18 protein-coding genes and 1 other RNA gene are annotated in these 26,577 nt (G+C 29.7%); 9 read left to right on the top strand and 10 right to left on the bottom strand.

The features are described 5' to 3' along the window. Positions 1-37 precede the first annotated feature (37 nt). The 9 genes from H9M94_RS02965 to H9M94_RS03005 all read right to left on the bottom strand — a co-directional run bounded on the left by H9M94_RS02965 (position 38) and on the right by H9M94_RS03005 (position 14,923). Entirely contained in the window at positions 38-1,051 is a 1,014-nt protein-coding gene (locus H9M94_RS02965) for an ABC transporter permease (RefSeq protein ID WP_187469459.1), read from the bottom strand. After that, positions 1,051-1,986 carry an ABC transporter ATP-binding protein gene (locus H9M94_RS02970; RefSeq protein WP_187469460.1) on the bottom strand — a complete coding sequence of 312 codons (936 nt, stop codon included), beginning with the start codon at positions 1,984-1,986 and terminating at the stop codon, positions 1,051-1,053. The genes H9M94_RS02965 and H9M94_RS02970 overlap by 1 nt, the downstream gene beginning before the upstream one ends. 108 nt (positions 1,987-2,094) lie before the next feature. Further along, positions 2,095-4,845 (bottom strand): cation-translocating P-type ATPase, encoded by a 2,751-nt coding sequence (locus tag H9M94_RS02975; RefSeq protein ID WP_187469461.1) that lies wholly within the window; start codon positions 4,843-4,845, stop codon positions 2,095-2,097. 150 nt (positions 4,846-4,995) lie between these two features. After that, positions 4,996-5,709, bottom strand: coding sequence for a peptide chain release factor N(5)-glutamine methyltransferase (prmC, locus tag H9M94_RS02980; RefSeq protein ID WP_187469462.1), 714 nt, complete (start codon positions 5,707-5,709; stop codon positions 4,996-4,998). A 4-nt stretch (positions 5,710-5,713) separates the two neighbouring features. After that, positions 5,714-6,790, bottom strand: a complete 1,077-nt coding sequence (gene prfA / locus H9M94_RS02985; protein WP_187469463.1) for a peptide chain release factor 1 — start codon at positions 6,788-6,790, stop codon at positions 5,714-5,716. Between the two features lie 194 nt (positions 6,791-6,984). Further along, on the bottom strand, positions 6,985-8,529 hold the full coding sequence (locus H9M94_RS02990) for an APC family permease (protein WP_187469464.1): 1,545 nt from the start codon (positions 8,527-8,529) through the stop codon (positions 6,985-6,987). 8 nt (positions 8,530-8,537) lie between these two features. Beyond that, a complete protein-coding gene (gene lon, locus H9M94_RS02995; RefSeq protein WP_255483446.1) occupies positions 8,538-11,834 on the bottom strand; it encodes an endopeptidase La in 3,297 nt (1,098 codons plus the stop codon). A 9-nt stretch (positions 11,835-11,843) separates the two neighbouring features. Continuing rightward, positions 11,844-14,180 (bottom strand): class I tRNA ligase family protein, encoded by a 2,337-nt coding sequence (locus H9M94_RS03000; RefSeq protein WP_187469465.1) that lies wholly within the window; start codon positions 14,178-14,180, stop codon positions 11,844-11,846. 17 nt (positions 14,181-14,197) lie between these two features. Next, positions 14,198-14,923, bottom strand: a complete 726-nt coding sequence (locus H9M94_RS03005; protein ID WP_187469466.1) for an MPN527 family putative ECF transporter permease subunit — start codon at positions 14,921-14,923, stop codon at positions 14,198-14,200. A 294-nt stretch (positions 14,924-15,217) separates the two neighbouring features. Between H9M94_RS03005 and nadE the strand changes: the two genes are divergently transcribed. The 9 genes from nadE to H9M94_RS03050 all read left to right on the top strand — a co-directional run bounded on the left by nadE (position 15,218) and on the right by H9M94_RS03050 (position 25,610). Continuing rightward, entirely contained in the window at positions 15,218-16,000 is a 783-nt protein-coding gene (gene nadE, locus H9M94_RS03010) for an NAD(+) synthase (protein WP_187469467.1), read from the top strand. 12 nt (positions 16,001-16,012) lie between these two features. Next, complete coding sequence (locus H9M94_RS03015; protein ID WP_187469468.1) at positions 16,013-16,750, top strand: YebC/PmpR family DNA-binding transcriptional regulator; 738 nt, start codon at positions 16,013-16,015, stop codon at positions 16,748-16,750. Positions 16,751-16,755: 5 nt separating this feature from the next. Further along, on the top strand, positions 16,756-17,862 hold the full coding sequence (locus H9M94_RS03020) for a ZIP family metal transporter (protein WP_187469469.1): 1,107 nt from the start codon (positions 16,756-16,758) through the stop codon (positions 17,860-17,862). 102 nt (positions 17,863-17,964) lie between these two features. Continuing rightward, complete coding sequence (locus H9M94_RS03025) at positions 17,965-20,007, top strand: DHH family phosphoesterase (RefSeq protein ID WP_187469470.1); 2,043 nt, start codon at positions 17,965-17,967, stop codon at positions 20,005-20,007. Continuing rightward, complete coding sequence (gene rplI / locus H9M94_RS03030; protein WP_187469471.1) at positions 19,988-20,449, top strand: 50S ribosomal protein L9; 462 nt, start codon at positions 19,988-19,990, stop codon at positions 20,447-20,449. Before H9M94_RS03025 ends, rplI begins: the two co-directional genes overlap by 20 nt. After that, on the top strand, positions 20,436-21,920 hold the full coding sequence (locus tag H9M94_RS03035) for a DnaB-like helicase C-terminal domain-containing protein (protein ID WP_187469472.1): 1,485 nt from the start codon (positions 20,436-20,438) through the stop codon (positions 21,918-21,920). The genes rplI and H9M94_RS03035 overlap by 14 nt, the downstream gene beginning before the upstream one ends. After that, positions 21,920-23,236: a CNNM domain-containing protein gene (locus H9M94_RS03040; protein ID WP_255483447.1), complete on the top strand. Its 1,317-nt coding sequence runs from the start codon at positions 21,920-21,922 to the stop codon at positions 23,234-23,236. Before H9M94_RS03035 ends, H9M94_RS03040 begins: the two co-directional genes overlap by 1 nt. A gap of 94 nt (positions 23,237-23,330) precedes the next feature. Then, an RNA gene (rnpB, locus tag H9M94_RS03045) (RNase P RNA component class B) lies at positions 23,331-23,609 on the top strand. A gap of 186 nt (positions 23,610-23,795) precedes the next feature. Beyond that, entirely contained in the window at positions 23,796-25,610 is a 1,815-nt protein-coding gene (locus H9M94_RS03050; protein WP_187469473.1) for a hypothetical protein, read from the top strand. Between the two features lie 50 nt (positions 25,611-25,660). On the opposite strand, the gene H9M94_RS03055 is transcribed toward H9M94_RS03050, so the two are convergent. Next, on the bottom strand, positions 25,661-26,323 hold the full coding sequence (locus tag H9M94_RS03055; protein ID WP_370576698.1) for a DNA methyltransferase: 663 nt from the start codon (positions 26,321-26,323) through the stop codon (positions 25,661-25,663). Between the last annotated feature and the right edge of the window lie 254 nt (positions 26,324-26,577).

The raw sequence follows: 26,577 nt of genomic DNA on the forward strand, positions 1-26,577 counted from the left end.
TATAACTCCAAATGTAATTGGAGTTATATTTTTGAGTTTAACGTTTTTGTTTTGGTAGAATGATGAAGTTCAATGCAATAGCTATAGCCGCAAAACCACCTGCATAAATTGCTGAATAGTAGTTTTGAATTGTTTGTCCAAATAACACTGCTGAATCTGCTGCTTGCCCTTCTTTAAATATTACGGGCCCATTTTCAAGCGCTAATGAACGAATTAAGTTACTGATTTGTGTTGACGGTATAACTGAAGCAAATTCTTTTACTCCGTTTGATAAGTTTCTTAAAGGTATAAATGCACCTAAAACAAACCCTGAAATAACTACAAGCCCAATTAGTGCCGCTACAAATACATGCGTTGATTTAACATAGCTAAAGATAAATACAAAGATTGCTGAATTAAGCACACAGCCCAATAGTATAGCACCTCAGATCCCTAATGCATCAAATATACTAAAACTATAAACACCATCTATTGCTAATAAAGATAATGCTATACCGTAGATAAATGTAGAAACTACAATATTAATTAGGATGTTATAAATTAAGTAACTAAAACGAATAATACTGCTTGATGTTGATGTGATGTATAAATCATTTAATACTTTACGCTCACGGTCCACAACAATGTTGCTACACAATGTTATAGCAGTTGTAAATGTTGTTAATGATACTAGTCCGATTAATAAAAATGTGTCTGCATATTGAGTTTGAGTATTAGCTACATCTTTAATATTAAATAATGCTTTAATATTCTCTTGCGTTAAGATTGATGGATTAATAATATTAAAATCACCTGGTTTAGGATAGAATGCATTAACATCTATCTGCGAGTTTGTATCACTCACAAAGGCATAAACAGCATCTTTTACAGTTTGTGGAAGTAGTGCATAATCTTGAAAAAATGATTCTTTAAATTGATCTTTATAAATACCACGTGCAAATAAGAAAAATGCACAAAAGATAATTAATGGTGATAAGAAAGTAAAGAAAATTTGTTTTGGATCTCGAAGGAACATTTTAATGTTTCTGCGGAATAGTTGTCAAAGTTTCATTATTTTTCCTCCTTACCTGTTACTTTTAGAAATACTTGGTCCATAGTTCCTTTGATTAGTTCAAAATCATCAAGAATATAATTGTGTTTTCTAACGAATTTCAATGCGTCATTATATTCTTTAAAGTCTAGGATATAGACATTTCCATCTTTTGTGTAGTTTGGATATTGTTCAAAAACCTTTTCTAACATCACGTTTTTATCATCATAAATTTTAACTCTAGCAGGTGCATAGATACGTTTAAGTTCTGCAGGTGTTCCTTCTACTAATTTATTACCTTTTTCAATTATAATTGCATAATCACATTCATTTGCTTCTTCCATATAGTGTGTAGTTAACAAAATAGTTAAGTTACGTGTTTTTCTAATTTTGTTCAAGATATCTCAAACAAGTACTCTAGAATTGGGATCTAAACCTGTTGTTGGTTCATCTAAGAAAAGTATTTCAGGTTTATGTACAAGCGCTCTAGCAATATCTACACGTCTACGTTGACCACCTGATAAACTTCCATAAGTTCTTTTCTTTAAATCAGTTAGTTCAAATTCTTCAATGATATCATTCACAATTTGCTTGATATCTTTTTTATTAATGTGATTGTATAATGATGCTCTACAATAAATGTTGTCATAAACACTTAATGTTGGATCCATTAGCGAATCTTGAAATACAATACCTATTTTATTGCGAACTTTGTTGATATTGTGCTTAATATCTAAACCATCAATGGTGATTTCGCCTTTGTTCTTTGAAAGCAGTCCCATAATGATGTTTAAAGTGGTTGTTTTACCTGCTCCATTAAGTCCTAAGAAACCAAAAAGTTCACCTTTTTTAACTTTAAATGATAAATCGTTGATTGCAACCTTTTTACCAAAGGTTTTACGCAAGTTATTTATTACTATGATGTAGTCATTTAAGTTTTTTTCTTCCTTGCTCATTACTCCTCCTTTTTTCTCTTTTTTTAATTCTATATAAAAAAATGAAAAAGTTTTCATATTTCATAAATATGAAAAAAACCACTTGCAGAACAAGTGATTTTATTTAAATTAATTTTCTTTTAATGATTGTTTATTAGCATTTTTTGCTTTGTAGTAGTTAAATCATTTAACTGATTCTTCATAAATTAAAAGTCCAAAACTAAAGATAATTGGAACGAATCAATAAGCAAATTTATATCCACCTGCAACAGAACCATATTCAACGTTTCCAAATACTCTATTAATTCCTGGCACAAATGCTGAGATTAACATACAAATTAATGAGAAAGCAGAAGCTAAGTAAACAAGTTTGAATTCCATTACATTACATTTTAGAATGCTATTATCTGACATTAAGTTAATTGAGTTAATACTTGCACCAACACCTAATGTGATAAAGGCTGCACTTGATGTTAATTGAATGAAATTTTCTCCTTTGATTTGATTGCTTGTAGCTACTAAGGCAACTACTAGATAAGATAATAAAGCAAAGAAGCTAAGAATTAAACTTTGTATAATAAGTCTTTTACCCATACCATAGGCAAAAATGGAATCGTTTTTATTAAATGGTTTACGCAACATCACATTGTTTTGGTTTGGAACCATACCAAGTGCTATTGCTGGCAGTCCATGTGTTAATAAGTTAATTCATAATAATTGTGACGCAGATAAGATGATAAACTCACCTGTTGCATTATCAAATTGATTTCTAAAAATTCATCTAAATGCAAACATCCCAACTAACATAACAATGATTTCTGAAACAGATGAAACTAAAAGGTTTAAAATAACTGTTTTAATTCTATCAAATGTTTCTCTACCAGTTTTTACTGCATGTACAATGGTGTTGAAGTTATCATCTGTCAAGATAACATCTGCTGCTTGTTTAGATACATCAGTACCTGTAATACCCATTGCACAACCAATATCACTTGCTTTAAGAGCTGGAGCATCATTAACTCCATCTCCAGTCATCGCAACTACTTGTTGGTGTGATTGTCATGCTTTAACTATTCTGAGTTTGTCAGATGGATTTACACGTGCATAAACTGTGATGTGTTCAACTTTATTTTTGAGTTCTTCATCACTCATATTTGCTAATGCAACCCCGTCAATTGCTAAGTCACCTTTTTCAGGATCATAAATTGTCAATGATTTTCCAATTGCTGTAGCGGTATTTAAATGATCTCCTGTGATCATTATTGTTTTAATACCTGCTTTTCTAGCTTGGATAATACTTTCTTTAACATTTTCACGAGGTGGATCGATCATCCCTATTAATCCCGCAAATGTTAAATGATTTTCATCGTCATGTGTTATTTCAGTAGTTTCATTTGGCATTCTTTTGTATGCCACTGCAATAACTCTAATTGCGTCATTAGATCATTGATGATTGAGTTCAATATCTGATTGGTCTATCTTGTTAGATTTATTAAAAATAACATCAGGAGCACCTTTAGTAATCATAATTTTAGAACCATCTGGTGCAGATACTAAAACAGACATTGTTTTTCTATCACTATCAAAAGGTAGTGAGTAAAGTTTGTTGAATCTTGTATAGAACTTCTCTTTTGAATTATTGTTTTCTAAACCATATCTTAAAATTGCTGTTTCAGTTGGATCACCAACTTCAACATAATTACCATTTTCATCAATAGTAACTTGTGCATCACAACATGCCACAAGTGAACCTAATGCTTGTGAGTTGGTCAATTCAACATCATTATGGATTTTGTCAAAGAACTTAACAACAGTCATTTTATTTTGTGTTAATGTCCCTGTTTTATCGGTACAGATAATATTTGTTGATCCAAGCGTTTCAACTGCTGGGATTGCTTTAATAATAGCGTGTGCTTTAGTCATTCTAGAAACACCAATTGCAAGCAATACAGTTGTAAAGGTGATTAAACCTTCAGGTATAGCCGCAACCGCTAATGAAATACCGATTAATAATGCATTTGAGTATACTGCTGGTTGTTGTCAATTACCAGTAATTGTATTTGTTAATACTATTTGAAGTATTGTGGTTACGAATAATAAGACAACTCCTGAGATACCGAAAATTTTACTTAACTTGTTAAGTTTAATTTGTAATGGTGAAAGTGGTATTTCTTGTTCTTGTAAAGATTTATTGATCTTTCCAATTTCAGTAGTCTCACCAATTCCGGTTACCACTGCAATACCTCTACCATTTGTTACATATGTTCCTGAGAAAATATGATTATATCTATCTCCAAGTGGTAAAGATTCTATGTTTTCAATCTCACCTACCCTTTTTTCAACTGGCAATGATTCACCAGTTAATGCAGATTCGACAACTGATAAATTAAAAGCTTCAATTAATTTAGCATCAGCAGGAATTGAATCTCCTGCTTCTAAAACGATTAAATCACCAATTGTCACATCAACTGCTGGAATATTTACTAAAATACCATCACGAATAACTTTACATATAAGTTCATTATTTGCCTCTAGAGCACGGACGGCTTGGTCTGATTTCACTTCTTGGTAGACACCAAGCATTGCATTTAAAGCAACTACCACAAGGATGATATTTGGTTCAATAAATGCTAATGTTAAATTAGTTTGATGCGTTGGATTTACTGCTTGATAAATCGCAACCCCCATACTAAAAGCTCATGCTATAAGAAGTAAAATGATCATGAAGTCTGCGAACTGTTTTAAAAACAAGATAAAAATATTAGGTCTTTTTCTTGTTTTAAGTACGTTTTTTCCATACTTTTCAGTATTTTGTTTAACTTGTTCTTGAGTTAGACCGAAAAGAGTTTCATTTGACTTTTTATCAATATTTTTTTCCACTTTGGTCCTTTCTAGTACTACGATATTTATTCTGTTATCTATGTACTTATTAATTTTATCATTTTCGTAAGTTTATAATTCTGCTTAAAATAATAATTTTAAGCATTATTCCAAGCATAAAATGTATTTTTGCAATAAAAAAGCTTTGTGCTATTTAAAATAAATAGTCACAAAGCGATCTTTACCGCAGATATCTTTGGTAATTGTTAAGTTATATGTTTCTTTAAGTTTATTCCAGAAGTCAATGTGAAATGGATTAATTTCAAAATAAAGAACACCACTTGGTTTAAGGTGTTTTGGTGCTTCTTCAATTATTTTTTTATAAAAATATAGTCCATCATCTTTGGCATAAAGTGCATGTAGTGGTTCAAAATCGGTTACTGATTTTGATAATTTTTCAGATGGTTGAATGTATGGTGGATTTGAAACAATAATGTCATACTTCTTGTTAATATTTTGGAATACATCTGATTGAATTATATTAACATCTAGATGATTAATTTCTTTATTTACTCTAGTTTGCTCAATTGCTTCTAAGTCTATGTCACTGGCATCGATGTTTCAAGTTGGTTGTTTTTTCTTAAGGCCGAGAGCAATATATCCTGAACCAGTGCATAAATCTAAAACATCTAGTTTTTCTCGGTTTTTATTTTCTTCTGAAACTTGAATTATAAGTTCTTCTGTTTCATATCTTGGTATAAGAACTTTTCTTGATAAATCTAAATGAACATCTGCTAATTCTACATAACCCATAATTTTTTGGATTGGCATACCTTTATTTAGTTGTTCTATTTCAAAAGAAGATACAGATTCTTCTAATCCATATCTTCTTTTTTCTAATAATAATTCCCTGATAGTAGGCATTAAATTAAATACCAGCTTCTTTGATTTTTTCGTTTTGTTCTTCAACTAATAAAGCATCAATTATTGGGTTTAATTTACCTTCCATTACAGGAAGTAAACTTGTTGAGAAGGAAATTCTATGATCTGTAACTCTATCTTGTGGGTAGTTGTATGTTCTAATTTTTTCACTTCTAGCACCACTACCAGCTAATTTACGATAACCTGATTCTTCAGCTTGTTTCTTTTGTAATTCAAGGTCATAAAGTTTTGATTTTAAAACTCTAAATGCAATGTCTTTGTTTTGAATTTGATTTTTACCTTCTTGACATGTTACGACAATACCTGTAGGGTAGTGTGTAAGTCTAACAGCTGAATCAGTTGTATTAACTGATTGACCACCATTACCACTTGAACGGTAAACGTCGATTCTAACATCTTCATTTTTAATTTCGATTTGAATATCGTCATCAATTTCCGGCATAACTGTAACAGTTGCTGTTGATGTATGAACTCTACCTTTTGTTTCGGTTACTGGGATTCTTTGCACACGGTGCACACCACTTTCGAATTTTAATTTTGAGTATGGTTTTTCACCTTTAACTGCAAATGTTACTAATGTAAATCCACCTGCTTCAGCTCCCGATGATTCAAGAAGTGTGATTTTCATATCATTTTGAGATGCTCATTTGCTATACATTCTAAATAAGTCACCAGCAAAAATATTTGCTTCATCACCACCGGCTGCCCCACGGATTTCAACAATAACGTCTTTGTCATCGTTTTCATCTTTAGGTAAAATAAGAATTTTTAATTCATCTGCAAGTTTAGACATTTTTGATTCAGCTTCTTGGATTTCAACTTTTGCAAGTTGCACAAGTTCTTCATCTTTTTCACCTAACATTTCTTTAGCATTTTTTAAGTTTGCTTCTGCTTCTAAATATTGGTCAAATGCTTCAGTAATGTCTTTGATTGAGTTAATTTCCTTTGTAAGTTTTGTGTATTTTTTAATATCCGAAATAATATTTGGATCTTGTAAAGATTTTTCTAATTCTTCTGATTTATGCTTAATTTGCATAAGTGAGTTGTACATAGTTGTTTCCATATTTCATTATTTTAACATATTTTAGTTAAATTTAAGGGGCTAAAAGCACTATTGCACGCTAATTTTCATTATTGTGTAGTTCTTTTAATACGGTTGATAAAAATTGCGTTTTATTGTTGGTTTGCATTGCGAAAAAAGCTATATAAATTTAGGTCAAAAAAACTCATCCCGAGCAAGGTTGAGTTTTAATTTTGTTAATTATTTGGTACTTTATCTGAAGCATCAAAATCATCTGGTTTTTCATGATAGTTTTTGTATTTTTCTCTTCTACGTTCTACAAATTTGGTCAATCTGAATCATTTGATTAATTTGTCTTGATGTTCATGCATGAGTTTTAATGCAAATCCAATTAGAACGAATGTAAAGTAAATAAGAATTGAGTATGTATTTGTACTTTCTCAATTTGACCCTAGAATTCAAGGAACAAAGAAACTTAACACAATAAATGAAATGAATGTCATAACTATTGCATAAATAGTTTTTTCTCAAATTGGAATTTTAGGTACTAAACGTTTTTTAGAGAGAATAAATGCATTTGAAAATGTGATTAAGTCTTCGATTAAAAGAGCAATAGATGATGCGATAATTGTTGAATTAAAGAAATCACCTAGTTTCTCTTCTTCTTTGTCAAAAAGAATGGTTGGTATTAATCATAAAGTAAGCATTGAGATAATTACAATGATTGTTGAGAAAACAATAGCATTTTTAAATTCACCATGCTTATTACGGTATTTTAAACTTTCAAAAAGATAATCATCTTGCGCAAGTGGAACAACCTTTCTTGCTGTTGATACACTTTGAAAAAGTTTATAACCTAAATCATTTGCCATGAAACCAATGATAAAGATTGCTAATCCAAATGAACCTAAACCATAGTTATAAATACTATAGAAACCTTCAGTAAGTGATTTGCCATTTATATTTTCTGGTAAGAATAAATACACTGAGAAAAAGATTAAGTAGAAGGTAAATATAAAACCAAATGCTACAAATAAAATCTTTTTAAAGTTAGTGAATTTAACATCTTTTACCATTGATGCTGCATCTTCAATTCCACCAAACGCATACATAAATAGCAATGTATTTGTGATTATTAGATATGGTGAAATAGTTTGATTAGCACCGGTTTTGGTGTTTTTCATTCTAAATTCTGGTAATTGTGCGTGATATGACAATGCAAAAATTAGAATTGCGAATGCAGTTACAACTAGGACTCATTTAATTGCTGATGCAAGGTAAATAATTTTTTTATTTGTTTTAAGCCCGATTGTTGAAAGTGCAATTATTAATAAGAATATTACTATTGATGAAACACGAACAACTCATTTGATTGTTTCGTATGAATTAATGTCGGTTGGAATTAGTTTGAGAATCGCTTCAGTTAAAAGAAGCGGTGCAATTGCTGAAAGCAATGGTGTTTGGATAAATTGATTTCAACCTACAAAGAAAATTAAATTATTAATAAATTTATTTTTAGATTTTTTTCTATGTCCATTTGCTACATCTGCATCAATGTGACGAGCAAAAGCATATGAGCCACCGTAATGGTCGTTGTATGTGTTTGAAAGTCTAGAGAAAACTAAGGTAATTCCAAATACTAAGAATGCTGCAGCAACAAGTACTAGATAACCTCAGTAACTCATTTTTACTACTGTAGAAATAGTGGTAATAAAACCAATACCCACAATAAAGTTAATAGTGAAAAATGTAAAACTTTTTTCTGTAAATTGCTTTTTCACTTGATTTATTATTTTTCTAATTTAAATGTAATTTTTTCTTCAGGTTTTTTACCTAAAAAGATTACATTATAGATGTCTTCGTATTTTTTAACTGGGACATAAACTAATTCACTTTTTACTTCATCTGAAACATCTTTTAAGTTTCTGATATTTTCATGTGGTATGAAAATTGTTTTTAATTGTTTTTGAACTGCTGCGAATGATTTTTCAGCAAGTCCACCGATAGGAAGAACCTTACCTGTAAGTGTAATTTCACCTGTCATTCCATATTCACCTAAAACTGGACGGTTTGAAAGTGCGGAAATAATAGCTGTAGTAAATGTTACACCAGCACTTGGTCCATCTTTTGGAACAGCACCTTCTGGAACGTGGATATGAATTGTGTTAGTTTCAAAATCAAAGTCTTTAATTCCGAATTTTTCTGCATTTGCACGTACATATGTAATTGCAATTTGTGCAGATTCTTGCATAACTTCTTTTAATGAACCTGTAAGTTTTAATTCACCTTTACCAGGGTATGTTGTTACTTCGATTTGTAATGTACTTCCGCCATATGGTGTATAAGCTAAACCATTAACAACTCCGGCATCAAGAATTTCTTCAGGTGTATCTTCTTTGTATTTGATTACACCTAATAATTCTGTTAATTCATCGATTTTAATTTCGAATGATTTAAGTTTTTTGTTTTTCATTGATTTAAGAATAATTTTACGTGCTAATTGATCAAGAATTCTCTTAAGTCCACGAACACCGGCTTCTTGTGTATAGTGTTTAATGATGTATTTTAATGTTTCATCACTAATACTAAATTTCTTATCATCTAAACCAGTTTGTTCAAGCACTTTAGCAATTAAGTGGTTACGTGCAATATGAACTTTTTCTGATAATGTGTAAGATTGTAATTCAATTAATTCAACACGGTCTAATAAAGCATGCGGAATTCCTTCGATGTAGTTTGCTGTTGCAATGAAAACACATTTAGAAAGATCATATTCATGTTCTAAGTAGTGATCTTGGAAGTTTGCATTTTGTTCTGGATCAAGCACCTCTAACATAGCACTTGCTGGATCACCTTTCATATCAGAAGCCATTTTATCTATTTCATCAAGTAAAATAACTGGGTTTGACACACCAACTTTATTCATTGCTTTAATGATTTTACCTGGCATTGCCCCAACATATGTTCTTCTGTGCCCTCTAATTTCAGCTTCATCATGTACCCCACCAAGTGAAACTTTAATAAATTCTCTGCCTAAAGCTTCAGCAATTGATTTAGCAAGAGATGTTTTACCTGTACCAGGTGGCCCGATAAGTGTAAGGATTGGAACATTATTGTATGTTTTTTTACTATCATCATCTTCTTTAAATAATGAAAGATCAATTTCTTTTGAAGGTTTACCTGGAATAGCAATTTTTGTTGTTTGTTTGTCTTTGATTTTTTGTAAGTTAATTAAAACTGCTAAGTATTCTAAAATACGTTCTTTAATTTTTTCTAAACCATAGTGATGTTTGTCAAGTGTTTCTTGTGCACGATTTATGTCTAAGAATTCACGTTCAGTTACTCTTCATGGTAATTTTTTAAGAAGTGAAATGTATGTTCTCGCAATTGAAGCTTCTGGTGATGCTTGCATCATTTCTGAAGCTCTTTTTGTTTCATCTTTAATTAAAGTCTTAATGCTTTCAGGATATCTTTGAGAAAGAACTGGATCTTTTAGAGCTCTAGCATAGTCATCTTCTTCAAGTGGTACTTGAAGTTCTGATAACATGTCTTGAATTGCTCTCATTTTTTCTCTAAGAACAAATTCTTTTTGTTGGTTACCTAAACGTTTGTTCATTCTGGTTTTAATATCATTTTCTGAATTAACTTCTTCTGTAATTCTTGAAAGTAACTCTAGGACAATTTGATCTACAGGAACAAAATAGATCGGTGTAAGACATGATCAAATTCCACGCAATTTAATAAAGTCTGAACTGATAAAGTTGAAGATTGATGCAAATAATGTTCTCTTGTATTCTTTTGAACCAGGAACAGATTGATCTCCAGAGTCTTTGATAAGTTTTTTAATATATGAGATTGTGTAACCTTTATTTGTATTTCTATCAGTTTGGAATGTATTGTGTGGAATAGAGTTAAGTTCGCTTGGTAATTCGCTACTACTAAATGCGTCGTCCATTTGACCAAATGTTTCAAACAAGTCAACTGCTTGCATTGCTTCATCTTCAGAAATTCTGTAGATTGAGTTTGTTTTAAACATTACATTATCATAATCAGTATATCCAAAAACCATTATTGGTGTTGGAACACTAATGTAATTTTTGATATCTGGAGTTAATGCACCAAAGTGAGTGTATTTGTCTTCGATGTAAAAAGGAGCGATTGCCTTATAAGCAACTTTAATACCACCATCAACATGTGTAACTTTGAATGGTTTAATGTATACACCATAAGAAACTTCAATTCCTCATGTTCTGTATTTTTCAGGGTCTGCAATTTCATTATAGAATGGTGCATCTGTTACAAGTACAAAAGTTAAATCACTATCTTTTGTAAACGGAGCTTTCTTATTTAAATCTGAGAAAATATGATATTCAGTTCTATTATGTGCGTAGAATATTTCATGAACACCGTATGCAACAGGCATATCTTTATATGAAGGAGTTAAAAGACCTGGAACATAAACGTTTTCTTTAGCTGCTTTAGCAGTTTTCTTTCTTGAACGGCATTTACATTCGAATGGACTAGTATGATTACAATCTGGATTGTTTTTATATGTAAAGTAATCAGTCGGACTAGGCACATTTCTAAATTTGCTTGATTTAGGAACTTCTTTAATATCTTTACTTCTTTCAACTAAGAATGGGTATTGGTTTCAAGGCTCTTTTGTAGCTAATTCTTCAATATCATCAGAGAAAATTAAGTCATCAAGTTGATCGAAATCTTCTTCGGTAAGGAAACTACTTGATGTTTGTTCTCTGAAATCTTCATCATTGCTTGGTTTAAAACTTTCATCAGTATCATCGATCATCATTCTAAGGTATTTTCTAAAGATAAAAGGTTTATCAACTAATGACTGTGAATTTGCGTGTTCTAATGATTGAAGTAAGTTATCAACCATACCTTGAATAAAATCATTTCTATGTCATGGAACAATATTGTCATGAAGAATACCCATCATGTCCATTCAATCATAAAACTCATCTAGGATAGGATCATCTTTTAACTTTGCTAATTCTGGTTCTTTTTCAAATAATATTTGAATTATTTTTTCTTGAAGTTCATCTCTTTTTTTATTTTTCTTACTCATAATATCCTCCTATTTAATAACTATGTTCACGATTTTTCCTGGAACATAAATTTCTTTAATGATTTGTTTATCTTCAAGTCATTTTGCAACGACTTCTTTTGCTTGTGCTAAAACATTTTCTTTTGTTTCTTGTTTTGAAACTGTTAATTCACCTCTTAGTTTTCCGTTAACAGTGATTCCGTATGTGATTTCGTCTAATACTAATGCGTCTTTGTCATAGTTGAAATCGTTAAGGTTTTCAAGATTAAAGAATTTTTCTGAGTACTCTCAAGCAAAGTGTGGAATGAATGGTTCTAATATATTTAACATAATGTAGAACATTTCTGTGATTAAGTCTGATCTAGTAATTTTGTCGTATTCATTTAATGTTTCCATTGTTCACGAAACTAATGTGTTAAATGCATATTGATTATCTCTATTTTCGAATGTATCAATTAATTTTTGCATTCCTAAATGTAATTTGTAACGTGCTTTTTTCTCTTCTGATGTTAATGAAGTATTGTCAATATTTTTGTAATTTGAGTTCACATCAACAAATTCTGTTTTTTCTTGTAATCTGTTGATAAATTTAAAACATCCATTAATTCCTGAATCTGATCATTCAAGTTCTTTTTGAGGTGGGGCTGCAAATAAAATGAATAATCTTGTTGTATCAGCTCCGAATTTATCAATCATTTCACCTGGTTCAACTGTGTTTCCTTTTGATTTAGACATTTTAGCACCATCTTTTAGCACCATTCCTTGTGTTAATAAGTTACTAAATGGTTCTCTAAATGAAACTAAACCTAAATCAGCAAGCGCTTTTGTAAAGAAACGTGCATAAAGTAAGTGTAAGATTGCGTGTTCAATACCACCAATGTATTCGTCAACTGAATTTCAGTAGTTAATGTGTTCTTCTGAGAAAATTTTCTCATCACGCATAAATGTTGGTGTTGTGTAACGTAAGAAATATCAACTTGATTCAAAGAATGTATCTAATGTATCTGTTTCTCTTGTTGCATAGTCACCACATTTTGGACATTTTGTGTCGATTCAATCTTGATTTGTATCTAAAGGATTTCCTTGACCTGTAAATTGAACTTCTTCTGGAAGTAAAACTGGTAAGTTTGTTAATTCTTCTGCAACTGTTCCACATTTATCACAATTGATTAAAGGAATTGGAGTTCCTCAATATCTTTGACGTGAGATACCTCAATCACGTAAGTTGTATTTTGTTTCGATTTGAAGATTTTCAACATCAATATTTTCTTTTTCTTCTTGAGAAAAGCTTAGTTGATTTGCTTCCATAAAACTTACATGTGTTTTATTTGTATTTGTTACTAGAACAACATTTTTATTTGGGTTGTATGAAGCAAAATCAGCAATGATAACTTTATATGTTGTGCCATCAAGATTTGAAACTGCTTCAAAAGGTGTTTCAAGGTAAATTTTGTTTCCAAAATCTTTTTTAATAAAGTTTAAATTGATTTGCTCAATAAGTTCTAATTGTGACTCTGTAAAGAATTCTTTTTCTTTTAAAATCTCAACAAGTGGGTGTTTATTTGAAATTGCAATGTAATTGATGTTTGATATTGCTTGAATGTTGTTTTCGTATGCTATTAATGAATCAATATCAATGTGGTATTTTGAATTGTTAACTAATTTGAAATCAATTTTGTAATCTTCGGTTTTACCAATTCAATTTTTTTGCATTGCCAACACTTGTTGTGGTCAGTGATTTTCAAGTTTCTTTAAGTCGTCTAATAATTCATCTGCATATTCTGTGATTTTTAAGTAGTAAGTATCCATTTCTTTTTGGATAACTTCTGAATCACATCTTCAACATTGGTTATCGATAACTTGTTCGTTAGCTAAAACAGTATTGTCTTTTTCACATCAGTTTAATAAACTTTTCTTTTTGTAAATTAAACCTTTTTCTCAAAGTTTAATGAATAAGTATTGTTCTCATTTAGTGTAATTAAAATCTGCTGTGATACATTCGTAATCTCAAGCAAATGAAATCCCAAGTTTTTGAATTTCTTTGTCCATTGATTCAATGTTTTCATATGTTCATTTACGTGGGTGAATTCCGTGTTTAATAGCAGCGTTTTCAGCTGGTAAACCAAAAGCATCCCAACCAAATGGGTGTAGAACATTGTAACCTTTACGACGGTAATATCTAGCAATTGCATCACCAATTGAGTAATTACGTACGTGCCCCATGTGTAATTTACCACTTGGGTAAGGGAACATACTTAAAATGTATTTTTTAGGTAATGTAAAATCTGTTTTTGGCTCGAAATCTTTGTTTTCAAGTCATTTAGTTTGTCATTTATGATCGATTTTTTTAAAGTCATATTTTTCCATAAAACCCTCCAATGTTTTTAGTATTTATGATTTTGATGAACGTTTCTTAAGTTATTTGCAATGCTTTGTTTTTCATCTCATAATATAAATATCAAAATTATAATAAAATTGCTAGTAATATTCAATAAATTGAATACAAAATATAAAAGAAACGATCCAAAGTAATAATTTTGTACTCCAAAGAAAAGATTTTTCAATGTCATTGGATAGATTTCTGTGATTTCTTTTAAAGAAAAACTTTTGATTATATTCAAGATTCTAAAGTAGATTACATTGAATAAAAATGTGTTTAAAATCATCAAAACAAATGCTGCTATTAAAATCGAAATCAATCCAGATAATATGTGATTAAAAATGTTATTTCATCGTTTAAATTTTGCATGCAGTGAGTTGTAAAAGAGTATGTAACTGGATAAAAATACCATTTGTCATATTGAAATAATAAAATTACCAAGATACCTAATCGAAATATCTGAACCAGAGTTGACCAAGACCAAAGGAGTGATTGCTAGATTTGCAATAATTGCAAGAAAAGCAAAGTCATACCCTATCACATAGAAGATAATAAAAATTGCAATAAAGCTAAAATTTAAACTTAAAAAATTAAATACTTTAATAAACCCACCAATTAAACTAAGTAATATTGCAACTGCAAGAAAAATACCGGTAAAAGATATTTTAAAAATATATGACATTCCATGATTAATAAAGTGAATTTTTTTATCTAATATTTGCTTTTTCAATATTGTCCTTTTTGCACATAAAATACTTAGTGCTAGTGTTTTTAGTGTTTTTTACTTGCATTATATTATTTATTATTTTATATATTATACTTTTATTATTTTTGCTTGTTAGTAAATGAACTAAAAAAGAACAAAAGAGGCATTTAGTTCACTTTAAGTTAATATATTACTATTTAGTAAAATAAAACAGAAAATATGGTATAAATTATGTAATAAAAATTGATTATTTTTATGTAAAATTTAAATAAATTAATTTAATTTAATTATTTAAACTAAATCTTTTAAAGGAAATCTATGAAAAAGATCACAACATATATTGATAATGTTCCTTCTTATAACAAAGAAGAAGCATTAAAGTACATTGAAGTTATTAAAAGTTTTTTAGTAGAATATGCTAAAAAAGCCAATGCCAGTGGATTTATTGTTGGAATTAGTGGCGGGATAGATTCTGCATTAGTTTATTCAATTGCTAAACAAGTATTTCCAAAAACAACTTATGGTATTGTTATGCCGGTTATTAAAATGACTGAGACTGATCTAACTCATATTCATGAATTAGAGCAAGCTTTTAATGATAAATTTGAAATAGTTGATTTAACTAATGCTTTTCAAGCAATGTCACAAGCAGTAGATGTTACAAACCCACTAGCAATTGCGAATATTAAACCAAGATTAAGAATGACTTGTTTATATGCAAAAGCACAAGACAAAAATGCCTTAGTGCTAGGTACAGATAATCTTGATGAAACATTTATTGGTTACTTCACTAAATATGGTGATGGTGGTGTTGATTTATTACCTATTTCAAATTTAACAAAAGGTGAAGTACGTTACTTAGCGTCACTTACAGGTGTACCAGCAAGCATTATTAATAAAAAACCATCTGCTGGTTTATGAGAAAACCAAACAGATGAAGAAGAATTAGGATTTAGTTACAAAGATTTAGATTTTTACCTTGATCACATTGATCAAACTAATAAAATTTATCAATTTTTATCACAAGAGACGATTGATAAAATAGAACATAAACATAGAATTTCGCAACATAAAAGAGATTCTATTTATAAACCAGAATAAAAGGAGAATATTATGGCAGGACACTCACACGCAGCCAATATTGCACATAGAAAAGGTGCACAAGATGCAGCAAGAGGAAAAATCTTCCAAAAATTATCAAAAGAAATTTTTGTTGCAGCAAAACTTGGACCAGACCCAGATACAAACCCAGCTTTAAAATTGGCTATCTCTAAGGCAAAATCAAAAAACATGCCAAAAGATAATATTGAAAAAGCTATTGCTAAAGCATCTGGTGATAAAAATGCTAACGCTTTCATTGAAACAGTATTCAATGCAACAGTTAGTGGTGGGGCAACTTTTATTGTTGTTACATTATCAGATAACATTAACAGAGTTAAATCAAATATTCAAGCTTACTTCAATAAACAAAATGCAACATTAGGTAAAACAGGTCAAGTTCCTTTTGCTTTTGATAAAAAAGGAATTATTGAAATTAGCAAAGATGTAGTATCAGAAGACGATATTATGATGGTTGCACTTGAAAACGGAGCTGATGATGTTGAAATTACAGATTCATCATTTGTAATTACAACTACACCAGATAACTTTAGTGAATTAAAAGCAGCTATTGAATCATCATTAAATGTTGAAGATTATATTCAATGTGAAGTAACATACTTACCTAACATGTACGTAGAGTATGACGCAGAAAAAGAAACAAAATTATTAGATTTTGTTGACAAATTAAAGGATGATGACGATGTTCAAGATGTTTACCACAACATCGATGTACAACATCAAGATAAATAAGAAAAATGCGTATTTTTCAAGAACTAAATGAATATTTTACTAGCACATTAGGTTATTCAACTGCATTAAGTCAATTTTTAGTAGTTTTCATCACATTACTTAGTTTATTAGCAATTCCAACAATTCTTTCATTTATTTTTCCATTATTCAAAATGAAGGGAAATAAAAAGAAAAACTTCTCATTATATCTATATGCATTTTCAACCGGATTCTTCTTAATCCTAGCAACATTCGGTTTCTTAAGAGAATCAATTGAAGAATCAGGAGAATGAGTTCAAAGTGCTTTTGCGCCTAATCCAACACAATCTCAAATCTTTGGATATAATGCCATGATTATTGTTGGTGGATTATTAATGGGACTTTTATTCTCATTTACTTTAAAATTTGTAATCACATATAGAATCAATAAAAAACTTAAAAGAAGTAATAATAAATCTGTTTCGGTTTTTGTACATGATCATGATCATCACTCACATGCACATCCACACATTCACGTTGATGGAGAAGATGGTTACTCACATAGTAATGATGTTGATAATCACGTATTTCAACACCCAGATTACATTTTCAGTCAAGAAGAAAACTTACAAGCAGCTGAAGAAGCAGTTATTAATTCAAAAGTTTCAATGAAACTTAAGGTAATTGCTTTATTACTTGTATTAACACACAGAATTCCTGAAGGTTTCTTATTAGGTTACAATATTAACCTAGCAATGCAAGGAGATAGTGCTAATAACTTAACAATAGCGTACTTTATCTCATTAATACTTCACTTAATTCCAGAAGAAACAATTTTCTACTTTAGATTAAGAGAAGCTGGATTTAACCGATGAAAATCACTATTACTTTCATTCCTCGGATTATCACTATTTTTACCATTTATGTTGGCTGGGGTCTATGCCGGAGAAGCAATAGATCATTATGCATGATTAAAAGCGGTAACATTTGCGGCAATTGCAGGAATATTCTTATTCACTTCAATTGTTGAGTTCATCCCAGAATTCTACCACACAGATATGTCTAAGAAAAAATGATATTTAGTATTATTAGCCTTATTTATAGGAATAATCATAGCAGTTCTTATTTTATCATTCCACTCTCACCATCATTAAAATGGAATAATAATAACATCGCTTACGAGCGGTGTTTTTCATTCTCTAAGATAAAAGAGCGAATATAGTATAATTTAATAAATTAAATTATGAAAGGACTCTATGAACTCAAGACAAAAGTACTATTTAGGATTTGTTGCGACAATCATATTCTTATTAACCTTAGTAGCATTAGTTATTGGTTTAGTTATTCACTATGATACAGCAAGTCAAAAGTACCAAAATGTAAATTCTATTGAAGCGGTTAAAATACTTTTATCAATTGCAATAGTATTAAATGTGGTTATGATAACTATTTCAATGTTCTTTACAATTTCGAATTTTGCTCGATCAAGACAACTTATACGTAAATCGTTTAATAGCTTTGTCGAAGATATTATGACCAACAACAACATCGGGATTATTATCTATGACATTAACCAAAATATTATTTGGGCAAGTAATTTTATTCGTAATAAGTTCCATAAAGATTTTGTTGGACACACAGTAACTGACTTTTTCAAAAAAGCAGATACAACTTTCAACAACACAATCGATATGAATGAAACCAAGAGAGAATTCAAAAATAACAACAATATTTACGAAGCTCAATTCTGGCCTTTATCAAATGTTATTGTAATTCGTGATATTACAACCGAATACTTATTTAAAGTTGAATCATGAGAGCAAAAACCGGTTATTGGTGAAATTGAAATTGATAACTATCAAATGTATCAATCAATTCTTTCTGAAGAACAATTATTCATCATTAACAAAGTTGTAATTGACACAATTAAAGACTATATGCAGAAATACAACTTAATCTATCGTCAATATACAAACGGAAAATTTGTTATCTTCACAACTGAAGAATCACTAAAATTAATGAGTAAAGAACATTTTGATTTATTCATTAATATTCACAAAAAAATCGATGATGGAAACATTAATAAACTTTCACTCAGTGTTGGTTTTGCACACGGATGAAGTTCATTAAAAGAAAAACTTGAACAAGCCAAAAAAGCATTGGTTCAAGCACAAAACCGTGGTGGGGACCAGATTGCAATATTCTCAAACACATCACCACCGGTTTATTATGGTTCAAACAACGAAGTTCTTTCAAACAACTCAAGAATTAGAATTAAATCTGTTGCCTTAGAATTTTCTAAGAAACTTCAAGATCCAAGCATTAAAAATGTTATGATCTATGGACATAGTCTTGCAGATCTAGATGCCTTTGGTGCTGCATATGGAGTTTATGAACTTGCAACAAGATATGGAAAACAAGCATATATTTGTTCTGAAACACAAGATCAGACAACTAAACGAATGCTTGATGATTTAGTAGAACAACAAAAAATAGATTTAAACAAAATTTTTGTTCGTGCTGAGCACGCAACAAAAAATACAAATGCAAATACATTAGTTGTTATGGTTGATAACTCTGATGTAATGAGAACAGATAACCCAGATGCATTAATCAATGCAGATAGAGAAAATATTTTTGTCTTTGACCACCATAGAGTTGGTAAGAGTGTGGATTATTGTCCAATAACAAATATTTACATTGATACCACTGCATCAAGTGCATCAGAAATTGTAACTGAGGTTATCACATTTATGGAATTCAAAGCAAACATCACACCAATAGCAGCGCAATTGTTATTAAGTGGTATTTACTTAGACACAGTTCAATTCTCAAAATCAGTTACACCAAGAACTTTTGAAGCAGCAGCATTCCTTGAAGGTAAAGGAGCCGATGTTGTAAGAAGTGGTAACTTACTTAAATTTGATGATGATACAGAAGCAGAGATTCGTGAAATCTTAAAAAATACAACAGAAATCAAAAAAGGTTACTTCCTTGCCTATACTGACAAAGAAGTATCAAATGACGTTATTTCAATCGCAGCAAATGAGATTCTTAAAATCAAAGGAAGAGTCGCATCATTTGTGATAGCTAAATTGAAATCGAAAAAAGAATACAAACTTAGTGCTCGTGGTATTGATACAAATGTACAGATTATTTGTGAGCAAGTTGGAGGTGGTGGTCACTTTAGTACCGCTGCAGCAACTTCAAGTGAAGATCTAGAAACATTTGTAGACAATGTTAGACACGCAATAATTTCAGCAGGGAGACAAATTAACGATGAAAGTAATATTAATTAAAGATTGTAAAGATGGAAAAGCAAACACAATTATTGAAGTTTCAAGTGGTTATGGTACAAACTACTTAGTAAAACATGGTTTTGCAGTTCCTTACAATGACAAAACAGTACACGAATTAAACAAACGTTTAAATGACTTAGTTGCAAATGAACATGAAGCACGTTCAAATGCACTTGAATTAAAAGAACAATTAGAACAATTAACAATTAAATACAACCTTGAAGCAAACGTAGATGCAAATAGAAACCTTAACGTTCATGGATCAGTATCTACAAAGGATTTAGATAAAAAACTTGTTGCTTTAGGTTACAAACTACCAAAACACTCATTATCTAAAGTGCACCTTGTATCAGAAGGTACACACTATGTAGAAGCAGTGTTATACAAAGATATTAAAGCTAAAATTAAAATTGAAATTAAAATTACACATGTCAAAAAATAAACGCAATAACTTTAAATATAATCCATTGTACAAAAATGTCTCTGAAGACTTAGTTCCGCTTGCTACAACTTTATTCAAAGATGAGCAAATTGAATTAGAAACATTAAGTAATATTCTTAATGACACAGAAAAACAAAGTTTAGGTTTTGATTACCTAACACCTGAAGCATTTTTTACAAATGAATGTAAACAACTTTTCACATTACTTAAAACTACTAGAGATAAGTCAGATAATAAAACAATTACATTTGATTACAATGACATTACAAGACTAGTAGATGATGTTGTTAAGTTAGATTTATTTGAATATAACGCTTTAAACTCTTTTGTATTAAATAAAATATTTTCAGTTATGTTTAATGAAGATAACTTCATTATTAACGTTGAAAAATTAATTGAATTACAAAAAATGCGTAACATTGAATCATTCTACAATAGTTACACAAAAGCATTATCAACAAACAAAGAAATCACATGATCTGATAGCATTGATGATATGCAAAACTTCATTTTATATAACAATAAAATGTCAATTAAAAACAGTGAGTTCATTCCACTTACTGATGCAGCGGTTAATTTAAGAAATCATATTAATGAAATACTATTAAATAAAAAAACAGATGATAAAACTTTATTAACCGGTTTTGAAACTATAGACAACTATGTCAAAGGATTCAAACCTGGTCAAATGATTATTTTAGCCGCTCGTCCAGGAGTCGGAAAAACTGCTTTAGCCTTAAACATAGCTAAAAATGTAATTGATGAAGGTGCAAAAAATGGAACTCCAAAAAACGTTGCCTTCATATCATTAGAGATGCCAACAAACGAACTTACTTCTAGATATCTAGCCACAGCAAGTTCTGTTGACTTATATAAAATCCAAAATCCAAAATTAATTACATCACAAGATGATGCAATGAAATTATTTACAACAATTGAAAAAATTAATGGTGATAGTTTAATTTGGTTTGATGATGAACCTAAATCAAAAATCACTGAAATTGTTTTCAAAATCAAACACCTTATGAAAAGTCTTAATGGAAATTTAGACTTAGTAGTAATCGACTACCTTCAATTAATCTCAGGTAGTGATGCAGGTGGTAATAGACAAAATGAAGTTGCGACAATTTCGCGTTCATTAAAAACACTAGCTCTTGAACTCAAGGTGCCAATTCTAGCACTTTCGCAGCTATCACGTAGTGTTGAAAATAGAGAAGACAAACGTCCACAATTACATGATTTACGTGAATCTGGTTCTATTGAGCAAGATGCCGATATTGTTCTTATGTTAAATCGTAAACCATTTAAAAACAAAAACTCACAAGAACAAGAAGATATCACAAAATATGAACATATTCCTGTTATTGTATCAGTTGCCAAAAACCGTGGTGGTCAACAAGGATACGGTACACTTATTTACACGGGTAAATATGTAAAATTCACAGATGAAAAAGTTAAAGGAGAATACTAATGGACTGTTCCAGTTCCTGTTATATAACAAAATTATTTAGCACTGCAACCTCGGTTTCAACACCTGGTGCAATGCAAACATCAATTGAATGATGAGTATATTTATTATTAGGAGTTCTTATTTTACTCTTTGTACTTAGTGCTATTTTTAGTGGTAGTGAAACTGCTTATGCTACTGTTTCGCCTGCTAAAGTACACGAAATGGTAGAAGAAGAACAAAAATTTAGTAAACTAATCAGCCGTCAAATTAAAAGATTTAATCAAACATTAAGCACAATTCTAATTGCTAACAATTTAGTAAATATTGGTTCTGCAACACTTACATCTTATTTATTAGCTAGAATATTTAGTGGAAACCAAAATTTAATTCCAATTATATCTACTGCTGTAGTTACACCAATATTAGTTTTATGTGGTGAAATTACACCAAAATTAATTGCAAAATCACACGCAGTTAAATGACTTAAAATATTTGCGATTTTCAATGAAATTATGTTTTACATTTTCTTCATTTTTACCTACCCAATAAGTAAATTAAGTAAGAAAGTGTATGTTACTAACTCCGAAGAAGATTTAAAAAATATCATCTCGCTAGCACAATCCGAAGGAGTGTTGCAAACTGGTGAATCACTTTTAGCGCAAAATGCCTTAGACTTAGATTCAACAAAAGTAGCACAACACTATATTAGATTAAAAGATGTTTTAACACTTAACTATAAAACATCTATTACCGATGCTTTAAAGATTTTTAAACAATCAAACTATTCACGTATTCCGGTCGAAAAAGACGGTGTGTTAATTGGTATTGTATTATTAAAAGATATTTTTCACGTTAAAAATGGTCGTGTAATAGATTTCATGAAAAATGTTCCATTAATATCAGCGAACTCAATTTTGTCTAGCGCTTTAGAAAAAATGAGAGCTAATAGAGCACAAATGGCTTTTGTTGTTGAGAATAACAATAGTACAGATATTATTGGTTTAATTACAATTGAAGATATTATCGAAGAAATTGTTGGTGAACTTTATGATGAATACGACAATGACGAAGCGATTTATGAAATTTCACTTGAAAAATCACATGTACATGCAAGTGCACAAATGTCAGATATTTTTAAACAATTAGAAATTGATGATGATTTACTTGAAGAAAATGAAGGACAAATGAATTTACGTTCATGATTACTTTTCAAAACAAATCGTCAAAAATTAACCAAAAATACTAGATATACTCTCGATGATGAAGTCACATTTAAAGTTATAGAGATTCCCAAAAACAAAAAAGAAGAAACAATAATCGAGATTAACAAACTATAGTTTAAAGGTTGCTTATAGCAACTTTTATTATTACCTTTTAGAATTAGAAGTTTTCTTTTTGCTTTGCTTTTTAAATGTTTGGAGTATCATATAAACGCATAGTTGGTAGCTGCTCTTTTGAGTAGAGGAAAGTCCGTGCTAGCACCATCTGCGATGATGGTAGTGATCATGCTAAGCCAAATAAGCTTAGGCCCAGACGACTAGTGCCACAGAGACGAGAATTGTGAAACGCGGTAAACTCCATGAGCTAGAAACCCAAATTTTGGTAGGGGAACCCGAAACAAGGAATTGAACAAGTTTTGGGAGTGTTATTTTATAACATTAGATAAATTACCAACACTGATTTTATCAGAACAGAACACGGCTTATAATGCACCATCCACTTCGGTGGATGTTTTATTTACTTTTTTTCAGTTATTATTATAAAAATAAGTCTAGTATAAATGTTATTTCAATAACTTTTACCACTACACCGTAGATATAAATCTTTTTTGTTATTTTTATAAAAATAGTTAAAAAATTATTAAAATTTAAAAATATAACAAACATAAAGGAAGTCATGGAATCAAATCATAATATCATACGGAAAATCAAACATGCAGCAGGGATTATATTTATCTCCCTTGTTACTTTAATAACAATAATATTATCTATTGTTAAATTTTCTACACCTTTTAAACCTTCATTTTATAATTACAAATCATACATGTCGCAGGCAAACATCAAAAAGGTAGAAAAGACCTTTAACTATAAGGTGTTTGATGAAATAAATGAGTTCACAACTGCCTTAGTTAATAAAAAAGCTATTGCTGGTATTGGTAGTGATTTTCAAGCAGTTAATTTAATTAAGAAAGACTTAGTTAAACCAATTAACTTCAAAAAGTTATTTAAAACTCATAAAGACTTAACTAGTGATGAAATTAAAAAAGCTTTAAAAGCAATTTACACTCCAATTGTTTGAAAACACCTTGAGAGTTATGATGAACAACTTAAAACTGATGCTGATGGTCTTCCATATGACACACCTAAGCATTTGTGAGAATATTTCATTCCTTACTATGCTCAAGATGGCGTGGTTGCATATAATCGCTTTGATAAAGATGACAATACCATTAGACCATATATTAATAATCAAGACTTATTGAATAATGCAAATAAACTAAATGAAACAATCAAATATCAAGATGAAAGTAAAAGTGTGTCACCAAATTCATTGTTGAATTTGATTAATACACTTAGAAGTAAGGGTTATAAGAATCTTGTTGTTACAGATGCAATTAGAGTAAATATGTTGTATGGTTCACAATATGAACTTATTAACAAACAAAGTAATTTTGATGTTATAAAAGATAATTTTACTGGTAAAACAACCGAGAACAACTATAAAAAACAAATCCATGGTTTTGAATGATTACTTAAAAAAGGAACAAATAGTTCAAATAGAAATTTATATAAAAATATTTCTTTCAATGCAGATGGTCAAGGAATACTTGATACTTTAATAAATCCAAAATATAATGCTGTTGATAGTGCGATTTTATACAATGGTGATTTATTAGATGCATATTATTCAGAAAACAACTACGACACGGTTGAAAAAGGAACAATTGATGGTTTTAAAATCGGTGAAAATGTTTTACTTGTCGATGGTTTTGTAGTTGCTAAAGATGAACAAAGTAAATATCAAGAATACTGAGAAGATAAAATTTATGAAGTATTAAATGATGGTCCAATGCAAAATTATTCAGAACACTACAATGTTCTTGAAGAATTTGGTTTTAATCAAGAATTAGCATATCAAAAATACATGCAGAAATTTTACGAACAATACTTAACCATAGTCTTAAAAGATTTATTCCAAGATAATGATGTCTATAAAGAAATAGAAACAGATTTATCAAATATTTATTTAGAAACTTTAACTGATCCAAATAAATTAAGCGATTTTAGAAATTATATTGAAACAAGAGTTATGCATGATCAAAAACTCCTAGATAAATTCAAAGAGATTTTAATTCAATTAGATTCATCTAATACTGAATTAAATAATGATGAATTAGTAACTAAAATAACATTTTTAGTAAATCATGTTGATTTTAGTAATGAAATTTATCGTCCTGTATTTGAAGAAAAATACACAGGATTAGAAAATTTTGATTTCATCAACTATACCCCATCAACCGATTTAGAATATAACTTAGTTAAAAGTAATTACTTTATTAATGAAGATAACACTTATGATACTAAAGCAATTATGATTTATTCAATTGAAGATGACCTTACAAGAGGTATTACTCACAAAAGTATTCAAGGAGTTGATCAAGAACTTTTATCTAAAATTGGTACATATTATTTCAATGTCTTTAAGAGCTAACAAAAACATTCTCCTAAGCGAGAATGTTTTTGTTATTCATTTAAATTGTCTTATTTTCTTATTTTTAAAGGGTTTAATCTATATAAAATTTGCTTATCTGTTGGTATATTTTTTAAACCAAAATCCTTAAGCATTTGTTTAATGTCTTGCATTATTTTATTTAATTGTTCCTCTTGATCGGTTATGAATGGTGAAATATCATCATATCTAATTTGAAATACATCTAGATTTGAGTTGTATGGTTCGTTTTTATCAGTTCATTTAATTGTTTCTTTGTTTGTTCCAAAACCATGATTAATTCTGAAAAGCCTTTCATAAGTTATTTTGTCAGCGATGTGGTTTTCGTTGTTTGTTACAAGAGTATAAGTTCTCTTTCCACCATCTTCACGGTTTAATTCTTCGACCGCATGCCCTGTTGTTCCGCTTCCGGCAAAGAAGTCAAGAATGCGTGCGTTTTGATTTTGTGTTAACATTAATAAATATTGTATTAATTCTTTTGGTTTTGGATAATCAAAAGAATTTATTGTCATGATGCTTTTTAATTCGTTTGTGCCATTTTCCGTTGTTGGCATTTTTAATTTATTAATAAAATAATCTGATGTATTTAATAATTGATTTGGAATTTTAAAACCAGTTTTTTCATTTGAGTATATTGCACGAATTGTTGTTGGATTGTTTTTATTTTTAATAATATATGGGGGAAGGAAAATAATGTAGGTTTTACATTTTTAAATATTATATCAACATTAACATCTGTTTGCAAAAAAATGCAAAATTAACTGGAATGTGGAACATACTTTATTAAAGGTTGTAATTAAACCTACACATCATTATAAATGATGTGTAATTTTCTTATTTACTCTTTAATGCGTCATGTACTACATGTTGTATTGAATATATTCTATTCATTAGTGCGTCATTTACTATGACTAATTGAATATACTCTGTTATATAAAGCAATACCTGC

It is taken from the genome of Mycoplasma sp. Pen4 (genome assembly GCF_014352955.1).
In the GTDB taxonomy this organism is placed as follows: Bacteria; Bacillota_I; Bacilli_A; order Mycoplasmatales; family Metamycoplasmataceae; genus Mycoplasmopsis.